At 34.2% G+C, this 20776-nt stretch carries 15 protein-coding genes and 1 pseudogene; 8 read left to right on the plus strand and 8 right to left on the minus strand.

What is annotated here, in order from left to right; all coding sequences use genetic code 11:
- Window positions 1-138 precede the first annotated feature (138 nt).
- The 5 genes from ACP6PK_RS11185 to ACP6PK_RS11205 form a co-directional block, all read right to left on the minus strand.
- The gene (locus tag ACP6PK_RS11185; RefSeq protein ID WP_426559670.1) at window positions 139-402 is read right to left on the minus strand and encodes a hypothetical protein; all 264 of its coding nucleotides are present in this window, start codon (window positions 400-402) and stop codon (window positions 139-141) included.
- A gap of 30 nt (window positions 403-432) precedes the next feature.
- Window positions 433-1572 (minus strand): hypothetical protein, encoded by a 1140-nt coding sequence (locus ACP6PK_RS11190; RefSeq protein WP_426559671.1) that lies wholly within the window; start codon window positions 1570-1572, stop codon window positions 433-435.
- Between the two features lie 81 nt (window positions 1573-1653).
- Window positions 1654-2253 carry a hypothetical protein gene (locus ACP6PK_RS11195; protein ID WP_426559672.1) on the minus strand — a complete coding sequence of 200 codons (600 nt, stop codon included), beginning with the start codon at window positions 2251-2253 and terminating at the stop codon, window positions 1654-1656.
- A gap of 468 nt (window positions 2254-2721) precedes the next feature.
- The gene (locus ACP6PK_RS11200) at window positions 2722-3807 is read right to left on the minus strand and encodes a restriction endonuclease (RefSeq protein WP_426559673.1); all 1086 of its coding nucleotides are present in this window, start codon (window positions 3805-3807) and stop codon (window positions 2722-2724) included.
- A 1119-nt stretch (window positions 3808-4926) separates the two neighbouring features.
- Window positions 4927-5193 (minus strand): hypothetical protein, encoded by a 267-nt coding sequence (locus ACP6PK_RS11205; RefSeq protein WP_426559674.1) that lies wholly within the window; start codon window positions 5191-5193, stop codon window positions 4927-4929.
- A gap of 555 nt (window positions 5194-5748) precedes the next feature.
- Here ACP6PK_RS11205 and ACP6PK_RS11210 point away from each other — a divergent pair.
- The 3 genes from ACP6PK_RS11210 to ACP6PK_RS11220 all read left to right on the plus strand — a co-directional run bounded on the left by ACP6PK_RS11210 (window position 5749) and on the right by ACP6PK_RS11220 (window position 8807).
- The gene (locus tag ACP6PK_RS11210; RefSeq protein WP_426559675.1) at window positions 5749-7404 is read left to right on the plus strand and encodes an ABC1 kinase family protein; all 1656 of its coding nucleotides are present in this window, start codon (window positions 5749-5751) and stop codon (window positions 7402-7404) included.
- Between the two features lie 310 nt (window positions 7405-7714).
- The gene (locus ACP6PK_RS11215; protein ID WP_426559676.1) at window positions 7715-8503 is read left to right on the plus strand and encodes an RRXRR domain-containing protein; all 789 of its coding nucleotides are present in this window, start codon (window positions 7715-7717) and stop codon (window positions 8501-8503) included.
- Window positions 8484-8807, plus strand: a complete 324-nt coding sequence (locus ACP6PK_RS11220) for a DNA cytosine methyltransferase (RefSeq protein WP_426559677.1) — start codon at window positions 8484-8486, stop codon at window positions 8805-8807. Before ACP6PK_RS11215 ends, ACP6PK_RS11220 begins: the two co-directional genes overlap by 20 nt.
- Here the strand turns inward: ACP6PK_RS11220 and ACP6PK_RS11225 are convergent.
- From ACP6PK_RS11225 to ACP6PK_RS11235, 3 genes and pseudogenes are all read right to left on the minus strand, one after another.
- Window positions 8804-9028, minus strand: a pseudogene (locus tag ACP6PK_RS11225) (MAE_28990/MAE_18760 family HEPN-like nuclease); the annotation flags it as partial. The gene ACP6PK_RS11220 and the pseudogene ACP6PK_RS11225 sit on opposite strands and share 4 nt — an antisense overlap.
- Before the next feature lie 15 nt (window positions 9029-9043).
- Window positions 9044-9184 (minus strand): hypothetical protein, encoded by a 141-nt coding sequence (locus ACP6PK_RS11230; RefSeq protein WP_426559678.1) that lies wholly within the window; start codon window positions 9182-9184, stop codon window positions 9044-9046.
- Window positions 9185-9351: 167 nt separating this feature from the next.
- A complete protein-coding gene (locus ACP6PK_RS11235; RefSeq protein WP_426559679.1) occupies window positions 9352-10362 on the minus strand; it encodes a DUF262 domain-containing protein in 1011 nt (336 codons plus the stop codon).
- Between the two features lie 1214 nt (window positions 10363-11576).
- Here ACP6PK_RS11235 and ACP6PK_RS11240 point away from each other — a divergent pair.
- From ACP6PK_RS11240 to ACP6PK_RS11260, 5 genes are all read left to right on the plus strand, one after another.
- On the plus strand, window positions 11577-11732 hold the full coding sequence (locus tag ACP6PK_RS11240) for a hypothetical protein (RefSeq protein WP_426559680.1): 156 nt from the start codon (window positions 11577-11579) through the stop codon (window positions 11730-11732).
- A 1619-nt stretch (window positions 11733-13351) separates the two neighbouring features.
- The gene (locus tag ACP6PK_RS11245; RefSeq protein ID WP_426559681.1) at window positions 13352-14647 is read left to right on the plus strand and encodes a type IV pilus twitching motility protein PilT; all 1296 of its coding nucleotides are present in this window, start codon (window positions 13352-13354) and stop codon (window positions 14645-14647) included.
- 1225 nt (window positions 14648-15872) lie between these two features.
- On the plus strand, window positions 15873-16601 hold the full coding sequence (locus ACP6PK_RS11250) for a circadian clock KaiB family protein (protein WP_426559682.1): 729 nt from the start codon (window positions 15873-15875) through the stop codon (window positions 16599-16601).
- Between the two features lie 1095 nt (window positions 16602-17696).
- The gene (locus ACP6PK_RS11255) at window positions 17697-18812 is read left to right on the plus strand and encodes an amidohydrolase family protein (RefSeq protein WP_426559683.1); all 1116 of its coding nucleotides are present in this window, start codon (window positions 17697-17699) and stop codon (window positions 18810-18812) included.
- Between the two features lie 1526 nt (window positions 18813-20338).
- A complete protein-coding gene (locus ACP6PK_RS11260) occupies window positions 20339-20584 on the plus strand; it encodes a hypothetical protein (RefSeq protein ID WP_426559684.1) in 246 nt (81 codons plus the stop codon).
- Window positions 20585-20776: the final 192 nt, after the last annotated feature.

The following is a 20776-nucleotide window of genomic DNA, read 5'->3' on the forward strand; positions in this document are numbered from 1 at the left end:
ATACGCAATAGAAGTAAATACCTACATCTTAGAGTAAGCAAAAATTCCTATTGCGACATACGCAATAGAAGTATCGACTATATCCAAAAAGAATAAAAATTAGGCTTTACTTCAGTAAACTCTATCTAATTATTCCAATTATTCCAATTTTTCCATTGGTGCAATTTTAGGGTCAATAATTTTTTTACTCTTACCAAACTTGATACCTAAACTCTGTTTCCTCCCCTCACCAAAAATATTTGTCACCTGACCTAAGCCAAAATTTTCGTGCATCACCCGATCGCCAACTTGCCAACTTTCTCCATGATTATTTTCTAAACTTTCCACAGTAGTATTTTTACCATTTTTACTTTGACTACTCTGGTTATAAATCTCATTTTTAGGATTTCTACTATTCATCATATCTCCGGGCAACTTATTCAAGAATTGAGATTAAGTTGTCTGAATATAGCTATCAATTACAGTCATAATATTAATACCTCTTAATTTTACATAATCATCCATATATTCAGGTCCATCTTTAAGTGTAGATTCTTGGGGATAGACTGGGAGAAAAAATTCACTGTTTATACTCAAGTTTTTGAGGTAACTGTTGATATTTGTGAGATGCTTTTGAATCAAATATTCATAGACGAATTGTTTTCTAATACTTCTAGTTTTAATTTCTTCTTTGTTTTCTCGGTTCAGATAATAGTCAAAGTTTGAGTATTTAACGTCTATTATTTTTAAAGTTCGGTAATTTTGCCAGAATGGGATAAAAAATTTATAGATTTGTTCCAAAGACAAATCTCTGAATAACGACGCTATAAACACCCCGCCAAGATTACTAAAGTATTCATAAAAATCGCTAGTACTGTATAATTTTTTTTCCAATGCTACAACAAATACATGATTCAATTTTTCCATCATGTTAATTTGATAATCATCTAAATTATCAGTTATTTCCCAATAAGAATAAAAATTATCTGGCAAACAAGAATCAATTAGTATGGAATTTTCGGAATGTTCAAAAAACTTAGCTAGTTCACTATAAGTGTGATAACCCTTATAGTTACATTTGTCAAAGTTCATAGGTAGTTGAAGTTGATTAATATAAGCAATTTTAACTTCTTTATATTCGTTTTCAAAAGTAAAAGTAGTATAGTAATTATAGTCATTCCAATTATTTATTCTAAGTATAATCTCTTGTTCATCTAAAGATGATATAGAGTCAGATTTATTTATATTATCTGAGATAATAACTGCATCTGGAAAAAGCTGACTACCTTTTACTTTAAACAAATCTGAAGTGTCAATTATTTGATTATTTTTATCGTTAATCTTACCAGCTATTTTTGAAGCAACGTATCTCTCATCCAGATAAATTATCCTATTTTTCGGTGTATTTTTCACTAAAAAAGTTAAACACATAGACTCCCAAATACTGTGGAAATTGTCAAACCCCCAAACAAACCCCTCAGATGAATTATTTATTTCACCATATAAAAAATTTTCTATGGCATCATAAAAATCCCAATAATCTACATCTTTTATCGGCGTATAGTTATCAATTTCTTCTAAAGCATCTTTCAATAAATCAATCACTTGCTCATAGTACAATTCGCTGAATAAACTTCCCTCATATCCAATATACTTTTGCAGAAATCTCTCAGATCAACCTCTAATTTCAGGATTAACAGTTTCATCTAATTGTTGCTTAATCTCATTGAAAATATAACAATACATAGCCACAATATCAGATGATTCATAACACATTTGCTGACGTGGCATATCCATCGAGTCAATATAAATAACATCATTATTTAAGAAAATAGCTCTGTGCAAATAGCGATGAAGTTTACTATAGTCTATAGTTTCTGATTTACCAAGACGAGATACAAGACTAAGGATTTTTAATTCATTATAAACCTCCAAAATGCTATCTAGTGCATCGAATTTAGAATATAAAATACTTTCTCGATCATCATCAATATTAACCTCTTGACCTTCTTCTTTTTTAATCACACCATCACGGTCATTAGTCTGAATATTCTGATTCAAATATCCTTTTTCAAGGTAGAGTTGATAAGTTATTTTCATAACTCTATAAAGTTTGAAAAAGAAATCTCTCTTGAAATCAAAATTATCAAGTGAATGGTGATTTTCATCAAATCCTTTTGGCAGATGAAAAATTAAGCTATTCTCCTTTTTTTCGATTCCCACAAACGAATATTTTTCATTGACTCTTAGTTTTAATTCTCCAAAATTTATCATTGACAAATTGTCTTTAAAACTATATTGGCTGTTGTAAAATTGTGGAATTAATATCCTCAGTAGTTATCTAAATAAATAGGGTTTGCTGAATAAATTTCAAAATCTTGACAGATAAAAGCTTTAGGCTTTTTTTGTTGAAAAAAGTGCCTGATTTTAAGTTGAAAACTCTCAAAAAGTTAGGATTTTGGGCAGAATAATAGCAGAAAAATCAAGGGACAAATATATCTGACTATCTCCTCTATACTACTCTCTACTCCCCTACTTCCCCGCTCCCCTACTCCTTAAAAAGACTTTTTCAGCAAGCTCTCAATAAATTAGGATATTTTTGGCGAAATATTGAGGTAAGTAAATAGGCAAAATTAAACTAAAGTGAAACACCAACAAGTAAATTCCTCAAACAATTCTGTACCTTGAAAAAGGGTTTGGAGACCAAACCCCTACGGACTACTAATATTCAAAAGAAGTGATTTAAAAATTTAACCACTGACAAGAAATAATCCCATCAATAAAATCATCAGATAAAGCAACAAAGTCAGAATAAGTAATTAACTTAATACTTTGACGATCGCCCTTCGACAACAAATTTTCTAAAGGTCTTCTATCTCTAGGGAATACACTATCCCACAAATAAAACATTAACTTATTTTCTATCGATTCTTTAGTAACTAAATTATTCTCACACTTCAAAAACCAAACACCAATTTGTTTATCTTCAATGCGCCGAATTACTTGATGATTAACCTTAATAAAATCATTTAACTTATTCACAAAATCCAACCATTTTTCTTCCCTACCTTCGATCGCTATATCCTTAGTTTTTTCATTTCCATAACCAGGTACATCCACATATTCCCAATCCCACCTTCTTTTAAAAGCACTATCCAAATAATATATAGACTCATCCGAAGTATTAATCGTAGCAATAATTGACAAATTTCTGGGAATAGAAATTCTCTGAGTTTTCAAATTTTCCAATACTCGTAAACCATCTTGGTTATTCATTTTTAGGTCTCTTTTTGTGTTATTGTAAAAAACATTAAAAGCAGAATCATCCACCTGTATCTTCTTATCAGTTGTTTGAGCATCATATCCCATCGCTCGTAACAAAGCGACTATTTCTAACTCTGATAAATTCACATCATAAGTTGACCAATTATCTACTTCTCTATCTAATAATTGAAAAATCGGACCAAAAATAGCAGCAGCATTTCCTCGGTTTAATTCATCAATTACCAAAAGTACATTTTGGTTACTACCATCAATTAAATATTTATATGCTAACCCTAATACTTGGATAAAATGACCGGGATAAAATTTATAAATTACAGAACCACCTGCCGTAGTTTGTGGCAATAATTTTCCCAGAAAATCTGAATATGTATACTCAGGATGAAAGACAGTTTTAATTGTATTTTCCAAAGATTTTGTTTGCTCATTCCATTGAATTTGTAAGGAATTATTTGCTATCTCCCGTACTTTATAACTTTTACCTGTACCAGGACTACCAAATAAAATTTTTTGAATAGGTTTTGTTGCTTGAGCTATTTCTGACATAGATAAATTTTATACGTCTACTTTGACTGTTCAGAGTAATTTAGACACAGTTATTCCTGTTTACTCTTTACTATTTAGAATATACCTGAAATTATTATCTAGCAAGCATAAATTTGAATAAGTACCTAGGCACAATTAATAGTAATCGTAACAAAGTTATGATAAGTACGAGTAGGAAGTGGGGAATGGTGAATAGTTCTAATACCTTTTATCCTTAGTATTTTAGGACTACTAAATTAATTATCTAATTTTATTACCTGTAATTTTTACAATACTGGCTTTTCAGATTTAGAGTCTTTGTAATTAATTTTTTATAACTAATTATAGTTTGCTGAATAAATTTCAACTCTGATCAATCAGAGTTTTGAGAACTATTCAAGATTTAAAAAGTGCAATAAATAGGCTTTCCTACTATAGCAGGAGACAGGCAAAAGTGGCAAAAAATTTCCTTGTATTCGATTGATAATCAGTCTATTTCCTAACTAACTCTTTTTTTCTTATATAAAAAATAACGAAGTTGTTGAAAATGTATATTAGCTTCAAGTTTATTTTTACACTCTTGGGGTTTTGAATTAGGTAATGATATAACCCTTCCAAAAGACTATTATCCAGAAGTAACTACTCAAATTATTTCTATAAATCAGAGTTTAATTGCAAAATTCACACAAAATATTCAAAATTATATTCTGAGTTATCACACAATTTTTATCAGGAAAAATATCAATTTACTTCCTTTGACTTTAGTCACAGGATGAGGAACAAAATATCTAGAACAAATAACTCAATTTACTGAAAGTATCGCACAAATTTTTGTAGATATTGCACAATCAATAAAAGTCAAAAAATTGTCTTAAACTCTAAACAACAAGCAACTTATACTCAACAAATGACTAATAGTAGAAATCCTTCACATCAGAATTCGCAACAGATTACTTCAGGAGTTAACTAAACAAAATTAGCATCAGGAAACTCAATGAAGCTATCTTAAAATTAAAAGCAATTATTTAATTAATTACAGATACAGCAATCCTAAATTTAGTTGTTGATATACTCATTTTGGTTAGCCTTAACTATTAAGACTTAAGCTAGGATTGCCATACCAAAAATTCCAAATTTATCCTATACCAAAGGCTGTCGCATCGGAGTACGACCGTAAGGATGTCCTTTATAACTAATAACAATTTGATTAGCTAACCATAAATCTAAACACCGACGCATTAATAGGTAGCGATCGCGCCACAACTCATGGCACTTATCTGTAGATGGACAGTCAATGACCATTACTACCCTAGAGCCAACTAACTCACGTTTTAACTGACAACTGTCTAAGCTTATAGGACTCTGAGACTGAAACCGTTCAATTGCTATAGATTCTATATTACCCATTGTTATCTTAAATCAATTCTAAAATAAATATAAAAAATTTTTGGCATTATGTAAAGAGGAAACTTGCCAAATTTCTAGTTTTATTTCTGTTGCAACAGATACTATTTTTCAGGTCAAAAGTCATAAGACTTCTTGCAGAAGTCAGGGAATAGGGAATAGGGAATAGGGAATAGGGGGATGAAATTGTTGATTCTATATCTTTCAATTGATTAGGACTTACGCACCAGACCACATAATATAGTACCTTTGCGTAAGTTCTGTTGATTTAATTAGGGTTTGCTGATTAAAGATCAAAGCCTTGATCTGTAAATGCTTTAGCCTTTTTAGGTCGAAAAAAGTGCTAGGTTTTCAGTTGAAAATGCTCAAAAAGTTAGCATTTTAAGTAGACAAGGGCAAAAAAGTTACTCCCGTAGGGACGTTGCATGCAACGTCCCTACATACTCCCCCACTCCCCCACTCCCCCACTCCCTTACTCCGCTATCCTAAATATATGTAGAGACAATCAAATTGTCCCTAAACCTGAAGCAAACATCAACCGTATTATAGGGAGGCCAAGTGTTATCTAGCCTTGCAGTAACTAGCTCTCGTCAAGCAGAAATAGTCGAAATTGTCCTCCGCAACGGTTGGGACTATATGAGAACTCTCCTCACAGGAGGCAAAACTGGTGAACCAGACTTACCAACACCAGCAGTTCTGCGCAATATTTTTATAGATTTAGGCCCAGTATATGTAAAACTCGGTCAGCTACTGAGTACCCGTCCAGACCTATTGCCAGCAGACTATATCGATACCCTGTCAAGTTTGCAGGCAGATGTACCACCAATATCTTGGTCTGAGGTAGAAATTTTAATTCGTCAACAACTCTCCCAACCTCTAGAAGAAATATTTAGCTATATTAATACTGAGTGTGTAGCAGCAGGTTCTATTGCTCAAACTTATAAAGCTACTTTAAAAGATGGTACGGAAGTAGCTCTCAAAGTTCAACGTCCCGGTATTGATAAAATAGTTGATAAAGATATTGCCTTGCTCAAAGGTTTAGGTGAGTTAGTTTCATTTACAGAATTTGGCAAAGACTACGATATCCTTTCTCTCGCTGAAGAATTTGCTGTAGCCTTGCGAGCCGAACTTGATTTTACCAAAGAAGCTGGTTATACTGACGAACTACGTCGCAACCTATCTAAAAGTAAATGGTTTGACCCGAAGCAAATTATGCTTCCAAAAGTATATTGGGAGCTAACCACTCCGAAGCTTTTAGTTCTCGAATGGCTAAATGGTAAACCAATTTTATCAGCAAAAGTTAAAGGTACTAACTACAATGGCGATATAAATTCAGAAAAGCAAGCACTCTCCACCTTATTATGTCGTGCTTTCTTTCAACAATTTTATATTAACGGTTTTTTTCACGCCGACCCCCATCCAGGCAATATATTTTATTTGGAAGATGGAAGGGTTGCTCTACTAGACTGTGGAATGGTTGGTCGCCTCGATCCTCGCAGTCAACAGAATTTAACAGAATTATTATTAGCAATAGTTGATTTAGATGCTAAAAGATGTACTCAGCTAACTTTAGAAATGGCAGAAGTTGCTCAACGGTCAAACTTAGCCAAGTTAGAAAATGACTACAGCAAAATGCTGCGAAAATATTACAATCTTAGCTTAACTGAAATTAACTTTTCTGAAGTATTTTATGACATTTTACAATTGTGTCGTAACAACAAAATTAAATTACCGAGTAATTTAGGTTTATTTTCCAAAACTTTAGCAAATTTAGAAGGAGTCGCTCGTAGTTTTTATCCTCAAATTAATCTTTTGGATGAGATTAAACCATTAATGACTGATTTATTTCGCAGGCAATTATTAGGGGATGACCCGGTACAAACTTTATTAAGAACAGCTATTGATGTAAAGAATTTATCTTTAGAGTCGCCTCGTCAACTAGACTTATTTTTAGATAGACTTACTTCCGAAACATTGAAGTGGAATTTGACTCTAAAAGATATTGAACCTTTGCGTCGTAGTGTAGATAAGTCGGCTAATAGATTATCTTTTAGTGTGGTTGTAGGTTCCTTAATTATTGGTGCTGCTATTGTAACTGCGGGTTCTCAAAGTAGTAAGTTATCTTTGTTAAGTGAAGCATTATTTGCAGTAGCAAGTTTTCTAGGATTATGGTTAATTATTAGTATTCTTCGTTCTGGCCGTTGGCGAGAGTAAATACAGTTATCAGTTATCATCAAAATTTCCTAGTCGTTGACGAGAGTAATGAAAGAAGGTTTTAGGTTTTAAACAGCTTAAATTACTGATTTACAGTCAACTTCTGCGGGCTGAAGCCATGCAGCTTGGACGGCCCAACGTCTAACTAAGAGTTGGCTAGACTAATAAGCCAAAAGCGATAACACCTCTAGGTATTTCCCTAGCCTGGACTATTTGTTGGTCTTCTTGGGTGAAGGCATCGCGTCATTGCGAGACACAACGTTGTTGGTGGTCTTAGGGACTCACAACTATTTCTAATAGGATTATCTCCATGATTAGAGTACCAGTTCAAAATCCTGATGGCTCACCTGCAATGCCGACGAAGGCATCACGGGCACGTCGTTGGGTAAAACAAGGAAAAGCTACAGAACTTGTGAACGATGCAGGTTTGTATTATGTCCGATTAGTTGCCGAACCATCAGGTCGTGAAACTCAAAAAATCACAGTTGGTTGCGACCCTGGCAAAAAATATGCAGGAATTGCGGTTCAGTCTGCAAAGTTCACTCTCTATACTGCACATTTGGTTTTGCCGTTTGACCGTGTAAAAGAACGAGTTGGCTCTGCTGTTATTAAGCAAGGCAAAATAATTAAAAATGTCAGAGGTCGAGCATTACAACGTCGGGTCTATCATTTTGCTCGCTTTGTCAAAGAATGTATGCCTGATATTGTGACTATGGAAAATGTACCACAGTTACAACAACATCAAGTTTTTGAGGAATTTATTACTAAACTCAAAAAGTTAAAATATTTTGTCACATTTTATCGGGTTAACTGTCAAGACTACGGTATACCTCAAACTCGTAGAAGGTTAGTATTTTTTGCTTCCCAGTTTGGCAATATAGATTTAATTCCTCCAACAAGCGATCGCCATAATTACAAAACTGTACGAGATACTATTTATCACCTTGAACCTCTGAAGGCAGGTCAATCATCTAAAAGTGACCCACTCCATCAATGTAGCAAACTTTCAGCACTTAATCTGCGTCGTATTCGTGCTTCTAAACCAGGGGGAACGTGGCGAGACTGGCCAGAAGATTTGATTGCTAAATGCCATACCTAAGAAGAGTGGTAAGTCATATCCATCGGTTTACGGTAGGATGGAATGGGATAGTCCAAGTCCAACTATAACGACTCAGTGCTTTGGTTTTGGCAATGGTCGATTTGGACATCCCGAACAAGATAGGGCAATATCTCTCAGAGAAGCGGCATTATTACAAACTTTTCCTGAAAAATACCAATTTTTTCCTCCCACTGAATCATTTGTTTTCAGTCATATAGGGCGTTTAATAGGGAATGCAGTTCCTGTCAAGTTAGGTGAGGTTGTGGCAAAAAGTATTCTCAATCATATTCAGGAAATAAATTAGGGAGTATTTGTTGAGTCTAAATATTCCTGATTATCTATATACATTTGAATATTTTCGAGAATCTGCCTTAGATATTTTACTACTTTCTTTTTAATTTTTATCAGTTCATCAGCACTTTTATCCTTTCCGACTTCGGCAAAAGATTTAATGCCATGTGCTAAATCATTTTTGTTATTCTTAACTATTAATAAATCACTACCATCACTTGTTTTCGCATAATCTGTTTGAGCAGAAAATCAATATTTTTTTGCTGTCTCTTTAATCAAGAGAGCATCAATGTTTCCAGAAAATCGTTTCTCTGGCTTACCAAAGTTAATAATATCTAGAGATACATCTATAATCGTCTTCTCAATGTTATTAATATTTGTTTTATCCATTTTTATCTTCTGAGAAAAATAAAATATTTACCGACTTCTTTAGAGCGCTCATTAAAATCTTGAAATAAAATACTTGTCATTATTTACTTAATAGTTGGTCTCGCACATATTCAATCCTCCCAATAACTTTTGGTCTGGAGTTACTAGCATCAGAAGTAGTGTGTTTTTTAAATTCTGGTGAATTTAGCCATTCCATTGACTTTGGTTTGAGATTTTTTCTTTTTTCTTAAAGCAAGTGCAATACCTACAGAAATTGCCTCAAATCTAATTCTAGGAATTTTTATAGAGTTTTCCCCTTTCCTAAATCCATAAGGTAAATTCTTTTCTGCAAAATCTAGCATTGACTCAAATTCTGCCTGCATTTTATTCCGGTCAAAATTATCCTCCTTATTGTGTGCTTCTAAGTAATCATTTAGGAATAAATTTACTTGCAGTTCAAAATTCCGATAATTATTTAGATATGCGAAAAAACGCAACACAAATTCTTGAGGTTCTCGCCTCCGAATTAGAGCTTCAGAAAACGGACATAGCTCTGTAAATTTGCAATTTTCTGATAATTTATTAATCAAATCTAGAAAAGGTCCGCGTTGTATTCCTCTACGTTTTTCCATATCGTTTAAAACAACACTACCAGTATTAATTCTTTCAAACATATCTCGTCGGACTTCATCATCTGCTTTTTCTGTTAGTTGAATCATCCGAATCGTACTTCTATTGAAACGTCTTTGACGAGCAAGTGGTAAATCGGCAAAAGTGAAATTATTCAGCTTTTTTAGTTTTTCTAATCCGACTAAAGTCAGTTCATTATTAGAAAATTTATATAAACTGCGAATACGTTGGGTACCATCTACTATTTCTAAACGTCCTAAATCATTTTCTTTGTCATAAATATCAGCAACAAATATATATGGTATTGCTAATCCTAAAAGCACAGATTCAATAAATTTTGACTGCCTTTTTTCATCCCAAGCAATCTCTCTTTGATAATCAGGAATAAACAACTCATTAGTATCATCTTCTATTCCTTCCATATATTTTTGAACAATAACTTCCACTGGATATTCTTTCGTATCATAATCAACAGGTTTTTGCTTTTCCCTAATCTCAGCTTCAGCAGCTTCTTTTTGTTCATTAGTTATTAGAGATTTACTATTAGTAGCTTTTGACTTTGCTGACATATTTTTGTTTTCGGTAAAGTGCTTAATATTTAAAGTAAATTATAGCGTGAAATCCCCTTTATAAGAGAGTGTTTGTCAAGTAAAGATTAAGAGTTTTAGAGTGCTTAATTTTCGGTGGGTTACGGCGGAAAGTTAAATTTTGGTTACGATTAATAGTTATTGTTGCCTCACCCTCCCCACCCTACGCCTGGCTTTAATATTCCTTTTACAAAAAGTCTCTAAACTAAATATTTAAAGGAGTCAGAGATTATTTCAATATTTAATCAGATTAAAAATTTCCAGAACTTAGCTGATATATTAATAAGCTACAAGCCCCTCAAAAGCAAATATCAAGAATAAACTTTTAATCAGTTATTCAAGCTATTAATTTTTGGTTAAGTTTGTTTAAAATTTTAGAAGAGTAGTTAAGTTTGCTTAAACTTTTGGAAAAGTATTTTATCTTAAATTGAATAAACCTTAAAATTCTCACTGTGTGGCGACCTGTTAAAGCAGGGAGATATCCCGCTATTTCAGGCTGTTTAACCAGACTTAATCTGATACTAAATCACAAAAATACTAAATATTCCGTCAAAAATATATCTATTATCCGAAATTTGATTAGCTAAACTTGATATATATAAGTAATAGGCTATATACCTGTTTAAGTGTTCTCTTTAAATATTGAGTTAAGCAAAAATTATGAACAAAGTCTATCAAAAATAATCTGTTTTTTTAGAGAATGTTTTGTATACAAAATTATATACCTATCTAGGAACTGTGCCCATCTTTTGGAGCATTCCTACCTTTGCTTTTGTTAAAAGAGGGATAGGCTATCTAGATATCAATAAACACTTTCTTGCGCTCCTTTAAATTCAGGCTAATTATTACTTAGAAGTAATTAAAATTTTTAGCCTGCTAATCAACAAACCTGAGTATAAAGTAAAAAAATCAAGGCAAAAGTAAGCAGGCAAAATTATTTGTATATCCACTACTAAGGCATATTTTCTGTTCCCTCTATTGCTACCCATTACCAACCGTAAATTCTAGTTCTTTTCCCCACATCAAACATTAGTTAAATTAATTTAACCCAGGTACTTGCTATGACTATTTTATTATTAAAAAAACTAGGTTTTATTGCCTTAATCCCTGTATGTTTAACTATATTTTTTGAGTATCCTTCTTTCTCAAAAAACTATACTCAAAATCAAAAAAATTCATCAAATAACAATTACATATTGAAACTTAACAAACCTGACTCTGTTAAACATCAAAATCAATATCGTAACACATATATTAGAAACGGAATAGAAGTATCTGAAGATGGCTGTATCATCAAAAATTTAACATTGAGAAATGGCATGAATCTCAAAATCAAACAAAACTGTAATTAGGGCTAGCTGAATAAATATAAAACTCATATATATCACAAGTTTAATACCATTGATTATAGATTAATGCTTAATTTCAAAACAACTTTATCGTTCCATAACTGCCTTGAAAATCATAAATCCTATTCAGCAAAGCTATGAATTTCTTGATAACTATCAAAGGGTTTTTGAGAAATATTATACATCTCAATAATGGTAAGCATTTCCTACGGAATGCTGCGCAAACAGCCGTCAGCTATTAGCTAGCCTCCTAGGTCGGAACTACGTTAACAGCTATTAATTTTTGGGAATGTAAAAGCAACCCTTGAAATTGAAAAATAATCAAAAGTTACTACCAAAGTAACCTCTCCCAACTTAGAAGTAATTAGGGCTAGCTGATTACTTCTCAAAGTATTTACAGATAAAGGTTGGAGCCTTTTTAGGTTGCTAAAAATACCAGATTTTGAGCTGCTTAATGCTCAAAAAGGATCGTATTTTCAGCAAGAGTTGGGAAAAAAATTACTTCCCCACCCCCCTACTCCCCTACTCCTTAAGAAAGACTTTTTCAGCCAACCTTAATTGTCGTAACAAAACAGGGAAGAAAAAACTAAAAAACTGGATTTATAAATGTATCGACTGTAGTTATGAAAACTCAATAAATATTCCTCCAGTAAAATAATTCCAATACCAATTTCCCAAAATATTATTACATTAGTTTAAGTTAGGTAGGAGACGAGACTCTTCAGATTTGCGACATACATAATAGTGTAGGGTTTTTAATAGATACGCATCATTACAACTAAAAATTTCTCTATCTATCCATGCTCTAATAATGCTATTACGGACAAATCTATCAGTTCTAATGGATGAATCTAGTTAATTAGACTCGTATCTTGTGCCCCACAACTTCATTTTATACACTTGCATAAAAGAGTTTATCCTTGAGTATTAGACATCTCCAGAAAATAAATAAACCTTTGAGTTAGATCGCCTAAAGAAAGAAAAAGTCACCAGAAAAAATCCATTTTCATGCCTTTTGTGTGAAAATATTTTGCCAGTTAAGCGTTCCCTGTTCCCTGTTCCCTACTCCTCCAAAAAATCTATATCTTTTTCACCATAGGTCTATTACGATTGAGAGTATAATAGATAACTAGCTATATATCCAACTGTTTATTATTAGAAAGTCGCCCGCTTATAGGCGAAGTTTCAGACCAAATTAATTGGTAACTATGACCAAAAAATAGGATATTAAGCTTTCCCTTGAAAAGGATGAAAAGCGGACGTTTAGCTAACCCACAACTTTCCTATCGGAATGCTAGCGCAAATGGACTTCGGCTGTCGCCGACATCACGGAGCATGACCTTAGCAGGAATTACGCAAAGGTACTATTTATTTATAGAGTTTAAAAACTATTTCGCAATAGTTTTGGGCGCTACATTACATATAGTGTCTCTGCGTAAGTCCTATTTAGATTCCCGCTTTTACATAGCTGATCCGCAATTCAAGTCGCGGAGCGACATGAAAAACGCGCGTTCTGCAGAACGCTAAATGCCATATCCAATCGACCAAGAGAAAGTAAACATAACTATTTCAACCCTCTGACTTCAGCCAGAGGAACTGATAAATGATAACTGATAACTGAAATGACACAAACACCACCACCTCGTCCCCCTGCTCCACCACCGCCAGGAGGCCGTGGTTTACCACCTCGTCCACCTGCTTCCCCCTCTCCTCCAGGAGCAAGAAAAGCACCAACAGCTCCTCCAAGACCTTCTAATCCTCCACCAGCATCAGCTCCAGTTCCTCAACAAACGATTCCTCCCACAGAAACTGCATCAGCCCAACCACCAACTCCTTCAGGTCCAGAACTTGCACCCGGACAAGTACCATTAACAGAAATTGTCCGGCGGGCTGAACAAGAAGGAATTTCAGATATTCACCTGGGTGTAAACGAAATACCAAGGTTCCGCAAGCGTGGCGACCTAGTACCACTTGAATATCCAGAGACCGACTTAGGCACTTTTATGAGTTGGCTACGGGAAATTATGAAGGATGAAGAAATTCGGGCATTCCAAGAAAATCTAGACTTTGACGGTGCGGCTGACCTAGGTTTTGTCCGAATACGGATTAGCTTGTTTGATTCCCTCGCTGGCCCAGCAATGGTATTACGACTCATTGGTGCGACAATTCTCAAGATGGATCAACTCAGGTTGCCAGAAGTTTTTAAGAAAGTTTGCCACTACCATAAAGGATTACTTTTGGTAACAGGGCCAACAGGTTCTGGTAAATCCACTACCATGGCAGCGATGATTGATTTTATGAATGATACTTTTCCTTATCACATCATCACTATTGAAGACCCTGTAGAATTTGTCCATGAAAGCCGAAAATGTTTGATTAAGCACCGGGAGGTAGGTAGACATACTCTGAAATTCTTTAACGCTCTCAAAGGTGCCCTCCGTCAAGACCCCGACATGATGTTAGTGGGGGAAATTCGGGATAAGGAAACGGTGGGAATTGCTATTAAAGCAGCATCCACAGGACACTTGGTGATGGGAACTTTGCACACTAACAGTGCGGTTAAAACCATCACTCGTATTCTGGATATGTTTTCTGCTGAAGAACAACCAGCAATTAAATTGGCTATTTCCGAAATTATGGTAGCCATTATTGCTCAGTTACTTTGTAAGACTACCGATGGTAAACGGGCAGCTTTCCATGACATCTTAATTAATACTGATGTAATTAAGGAATATATTCTCAAAGACCAGTATGAAGATATTAACCAAATTATGCTTAAAGATACTTATGAAGGTATGACTACCATGAACAGGTCTTTATACGATCTTTACCAAGAAGGTAGAATCACTGAAGAAATAGCAATTAATCAGTCACCTTCTCCAAATGAAATGGCTCAAATGCTACGGGGCAGAATTTAAAAATATTATTAAATTTTCAATTTCAAGTTTTCCAGAGCAACTAAAGTGTAAATTGACAATATAAGCTAAATAATTAGGGTTTGCTGAAAAAGTATGAGTTGTAGGAGTAGGAATCAGGAGTCAGGAGTCAGGATAAATGGGTATGGGAGCGAGGAGGTCTCGGAAGAATCATCCCTTGATTTTTCTGCCTCGCGTCAGCCTAAAATCATAACTTTATTAGGCTTTTTAGACCGAAAACCTTGTACCTTATATTCTGCACGACAAAATATAGTATCAAGAATAGGAGACAGGAGACAGGAGACAATTATCGGGGTCAATAGGAGTAAGTAATTGAGTATTTATGCTTAATATTTTCCTGAGAATCTGACTCCTGAGAAAGGTCAATGAATAGGATACATATAGTATAAATACTTATCAGGCTACCGTTTTTTATACTACTTTTAATGTTACAACTTAAGGTGCGGAATGTGGGTTGTACTTTTTAAATTCTGAAAAAGCCTAAAGCCTTTATCTGTAAGTGCTTTGAGATTTATTCAGCAAGCCCTAATTAGGAAAATTTGGACACGCCCTAGCTCAAACTAGATAGAAAGTATGACAACTTTTAAGTTCTTGCTAAAATAATACAAACCCAACCCAAACTCAAGCTAATTAAATTAAATTGAAGGCTTGAAGTCCTGTATAAAATATGAAGCTCGTCTACAAAAGTCAAACTTCGGTTGTAGTAAATTTGGGTAACTTCAGCAGATATCTTAAACTAGAGACGCAACTATTAACCAAAAACCTTGTTAAACCTATCCATTTCCTTGATTTTTGTTTGCGTAGCATTCCGCAGGAAGCGTTCAAAATCTCAAAAATAGTCCTAAATCTGGTACAGTATAGTAAACAATTGCCTTTTGGAAACAGTTCGGTAGATTTTAGCTGCCAGGCGAAGTTAGCTTGGATACCAGCACTACTATCCGTGAAAACAATTCTTCTATTATCAAAGGAGAAGAAAGGTAATAACGCGCTATTCCTTTAAGGATTAGCTTTGCAAGACTAGGCGAACAGCCTTTACCGTTATGGTAATGCCATACTATTATCAGAGATGTTCAGTGATGAATAGATTTGATAAGGTTAAATGTTGCACTAGCTTCAGTCTCATACTCAAAAGTTTGCAGTCGATCTTAAATTTATTTTCTTGAAGCCAAGTACACCAGAATTCCCCCAGTTATTCAAAGGTATCGCCTTGTTTACACCAGGGGGGGATTTAATTTATTGTATAGACCCAAGCAAAAAAAATCGATGGCATCTACACCTATGTGTAGAGCTACAAGAAATATTAGGGCTATCTGAACCACCCCATTTCTTAATACCTGGATACACTGCAACTGTTGATAAATGGCTAGACCCTAACACTCAGAAAGTCCAAGTTTTTGCAGAAGCTTATGCCCCAGTTTTGAGATATCAAGCATTGCTTAATGCCATTTTTCATACTGGTGAAATGATTTGGCAATCAGTTCCATGGTCAGAGGAATTTTGTAATCCAATGGTAATTGCTACTTATTACGATAGGTTTCCTCAACTCTGGGAAAATCATGACCTTGTTGTGTGTCTTGAGCGACAAGAGTTAAATCTAGATTCTATTCCAGAGGAAATCTCAACCTTAACTATTGATTCACAACCAGAAGTGGAAGGCTATGTTCTCCGGTTATTTGTATCAGGTAAAAATGTTGCTACTGAGCGGACTCTTCAGAGTCTCCACCAAATATTAGAAAAATCTCTTTCTCTTCCTTATACTTTAAAGGTAATAGATGTGTTGCAACATCCGGAACAGGCTGAAATAGATTTAATTACTGCTACGCCTACTTTGATTAGAATTTCGCCTCTACCTGTCCGTAGAATTGTTGGGGAATTTGATGATCTAGAAACAATTCTCAAGTTGTTAGAAACTACCAATAGAGATTCTAAAACTTAGATTTTTTTGCATCTTATTGTTCAATAATTAATAATTAACAATTAACAATTAAGAATTAGAGCTTGGTGATTAACTATCAAAGCCTTTATCTGTAAATCCTTTAGCCTTTTTGAAGCAAAAAAAGTGCCTGCTTTTCAGTTGCTCAAGGGGAAAAAGTCAGGCCGAAATGCTAACTATGGCAGAAAAATAAAGGGATAAAATATCCGATAACTCTTAACTACTCCCTCCGACCTCCGACCTCCGACCTACCCCAGCAAAAATAGTTTTTCAGCAAACCCTAATTATAGCGGTTTTTACTCATGTTGACTATAAAACTTCTTTTGATGAATGTAGAATGAATGAATTGAGAATTCAGAATTATTATACTCTTTTCAAAAAAGGCAGTTACATCGTAATTTTTGATTTATTCCTACAATAAAAAAAATATAAATTCCATAAATTATGGAAATCAAACCTTTTTTATTCTTTTTTATTATCTTTTTCTTCCCCCTTTTCCCTATTCCTTATTCCCTGTGTTGTGACTGTAGCAATATTTTATGAAATTGGTATTAAATTAAAGAATTCTAAATAAATAGGGCTTGCTGAAAAAGTCTTTTAGTAGTTGTAGAAGTCAGGAGTCGTAGGGGTGATTTCCGTGCCGGAATGCTCCTAATTACGCGGAAAGCGACAGCATTCGGTTTGCGCAGCATTCCGCAGGAAACGAAATCACCCGTACAGGATAAATGGGGAATTTAGAGGAGGTAGTCGGAAGAATAGTAAGAGTGATTTTTCTCTAAATATTTAGCAAAAAATGCTAAATTTTTGAACCTTTTTGCTCTAAAAGATTGAATAACAAATATTTTAGATTGTTCAATTTTTATTTTCATACCTTTATTCACCAATGTCATACTTTAGCCTTTTTGAACCGAAAAAATTGCCAGCTTTTAGGTTAAAAAAGCTGAAAAAGTTAGAATTTTGACTAGACAAAGACAAGGAGAGAAAAATTAAGGGAAAATTATTCGGACTACCTCCTCTATATAGCTGAAGTCAGAAGTTAAATTCCCAGCATGGAGTAAGTTTGAGAATTTAATAATGTCTCATTTGATTTGAATAAAAATGGAACTTTGGAATATTTCTGCAATTGACCAACACGCTCATAATTTGTTGCAACCAGAAGCGATCACTCGTTATCCTTATGCTGCTGCTTTTTCTGAAGCTCATCATACCGATATTATTAATTATCATGCCCGTCATACCCTATTTTATCGTCGAAGTTTAAGGGATATGGCAGACTTATTAAAATGTGAACCGCAAGAGTCAGAAATATTAGCTAAACGAGATAATTTAGGCTTAGAAAATTTAACCAAAACTTGTTTTAATGCTGCCAACCTTGACACAATTTTGTTAGATGATGGTTTTCTCCCAGAGGAAATTTTACCTTGGCAATGGCATCAACAATTTGTAGGGGTAAAACGATTATTAAGAATAGAAAACCTCGCCCAAAATCTCATTCCCCAAGTAAATAGTTTTGCTGAATTTTGGGAAAGATTTAGAGCAGAAATTGACCCTCCTCCACCAGAAGTAGTCGGTTTTAAAAGTATTGCAGCTTATCGTACAGGTTTAGAGATTCAACCTGTCAATATAGAATTAGCAAAATCTCAATTTAATGCTATTAAAAAAATAACAGGAGAAAAACCACCACGTCTGAATAATAAACCTTTAATTGACTTTTTAGTAATCCAGACATTGGAAGTAGCTGCAAAACATAAAATCCCGATACAATTTCATACAGGAATTGGCGACCCAGACTTAGATTTACGTTTATCAAATCCTCTACATTTGCGATTTTTATTAGAAGATAATCGCTTTCGTAATGCTCCAATTGTTTTATTACATGCTTCTTATCCTTATACCCGTGAAGCTGGTTATTTAGCATCAGTTTATCCTAATGTTTATATAGGTTTTGGGTTAGTAATACCTTCCTTAAGTGTGGCTGGAATGAGATGTGTAGTTAGAGAATTAATGGAGTTAGCACCTATTAGTAAATTGATGTATTCTTCCGATGCTCATTTGATTCCTGATTTATATTATTTAGGTGCGAAATGGGGGCGGAAAGTTTTGGGAGAAGTGTTAGATGAATCAGTGAAAGATGGAGATTTAACTGTTAAGGAAGCTGAGGAAATAGCTGTGGATATTTTACGCCGAAATGCTTGTAATATTTATCATTTATAAGTAGATATTTCTGCCCTAATAAGGCTGTGGAAATTCTCAAAAAGACAACAATCTATCAGGGGAAAATATTCTAACGAGATTTGTCTTAAAATGACTAGGCTATTTATATAGTAAAGTTTCGAGCGCGGTGGAAAATTACCAATATTTTCATTTTGTGAAGCTCCTGAAAAAAATCCTGGATTATCGGTGGCATCCTCACAAAAATTGTGATAGAATAAAATTTAACTGGAGTTATTCGCCTATAAGTATGACTTTTTATTCAATAAAAGAGCAGAGATATAGAAATCCGTTCCGCTTCGCGATCGCCTAATCAGTTACCAATTGTCAGCTTTCTGGTTAAATTACCAATATTGAAAGACGGATAAAACATGGCAAAGGGATAGAACTCCTTTCCGCTTGGCGTTGACGGAGCAAGTGCGGCACCTATATTGCTCTTTCCATTAGACATCTTCAGAAAAGAGAGAGTAGGGAATGGTGGGAGATGTCTATTGAGTGGAAAATCACCAACATTTTCATTTTGTGAAGCTCCTAAAAAAATCCTTGATTATTGGTTGTATCGTCACAAAAATTGTGATAGAATAAAGTTTAACTGGGGTTACTCGCCTATAAGCATGATTTTTTATTCAACTAAAGAGATTAGAGAGAGATATAGAACTTCCTTCCGCTTCGCGATCGCCTAATCAGTTACCAGTTGTCAGCTTTCTGGTTAAATTACCAATATTGAAAGACGGATAAAACATGGCAAAGGGATAGAACTCCGTTCCGCTTCCTGATCGCTCTTTTTATGAGAAATATTCAGAAAAGAGAGAGTAGGGAATCGTGGGAGATGTCTATTGAGTGGAAAATTACCAATATTTTCATTGTGTGAAGCTCCTGAAAAAAAGCAGGATTTTAGGTGGCATCCTCACAAAAATTGTGATAGAATAAAGTTTAACTGGGGTTACTCGCCTATAAGCATGATTTTTTATTCAACTAAAGAGATTAGAGAGAGATATAGAACTTCCTTCCGCTTCGCGATCGCCTAATCAGTTTTCAAGCAAAATTTACTCCCTTAAGTAAAAAAAACTACTGCCATAGAAGTTTTTGTCAGGTTGCGCTGTCTCTTAACCCAACCTGTTAAGGCAATTAGGAAGTAATTTATAAATGGTAGAAAAATATATACCAGTATTGTCAAATTTGGCTTTGATGAATTTTTGAATTAAATTCCCCAAAAGAAAATTTTTAACTGCCTAAAATTCTCTACAGTTTCTTAGGTGAAAAGATATCTTAAAAATCAATAAAACTCCCGGTTATATTTCTGAAGCAAGAAATAAAATCAGAGAAAGATAATTGCAGGGTAAAAAAAGTAAAAATAATATTGCAGGGTAAAAATAGCAAATAAATGAGGTAATCAAATATTAAAGACAATCAATACAATTACAACTAGACTATTTGTTAGTATTACAGCTTTTGCCTTAATAGTTAGTTCTTTACCTAAAGAAGTAAACCCAGGAACAGGAGATGGAGGTAGCACAGGTTGGAGGAAAGTGAGTAGCACAGATATCGTAAGCTGTGAAAAGAATGCTAAACAAGAAATGGATAGATTAGTACAACAAGGGGCAATGCAAAAAATTCCTAGTTGGAACAGTCGCTTTAAAAAAGGAAATAATACTGTTTTTAATGTTATCTGTACTAATGATGGTCGATGGGTAAGGGTTGACGTAACTTGTTTTAATCAATGTGCAGAAGGCTTTAGTCGTATTCGCAGTAAAATAGGAGCACTTCTAGTATAGTAAATTAAAGCATTGAAGTCTTTGTAGGTTGGGTTGAGGCAACGAAACCCAACATATATATCAAGACGTATTAAAGTTAAGAAATCCTACTATTAATATTCTGATGTTTTTTTCAACCAAAATATATTCCCTTAACTAAAAAAACCTACTACCATAAAAATTTTTGTTGGGTTAAGCGACAGCAGAAGCCAA

This window comes from Dapis hubbardiae BLCC-M172 (assembly GCF_050016015.1).
Taxonomy (GTDB): Bacteria; Cyanobacteriota; Cyanobacteriia; order Cyanobacteriales; family Microcoleaceae; genus Trichodesmium.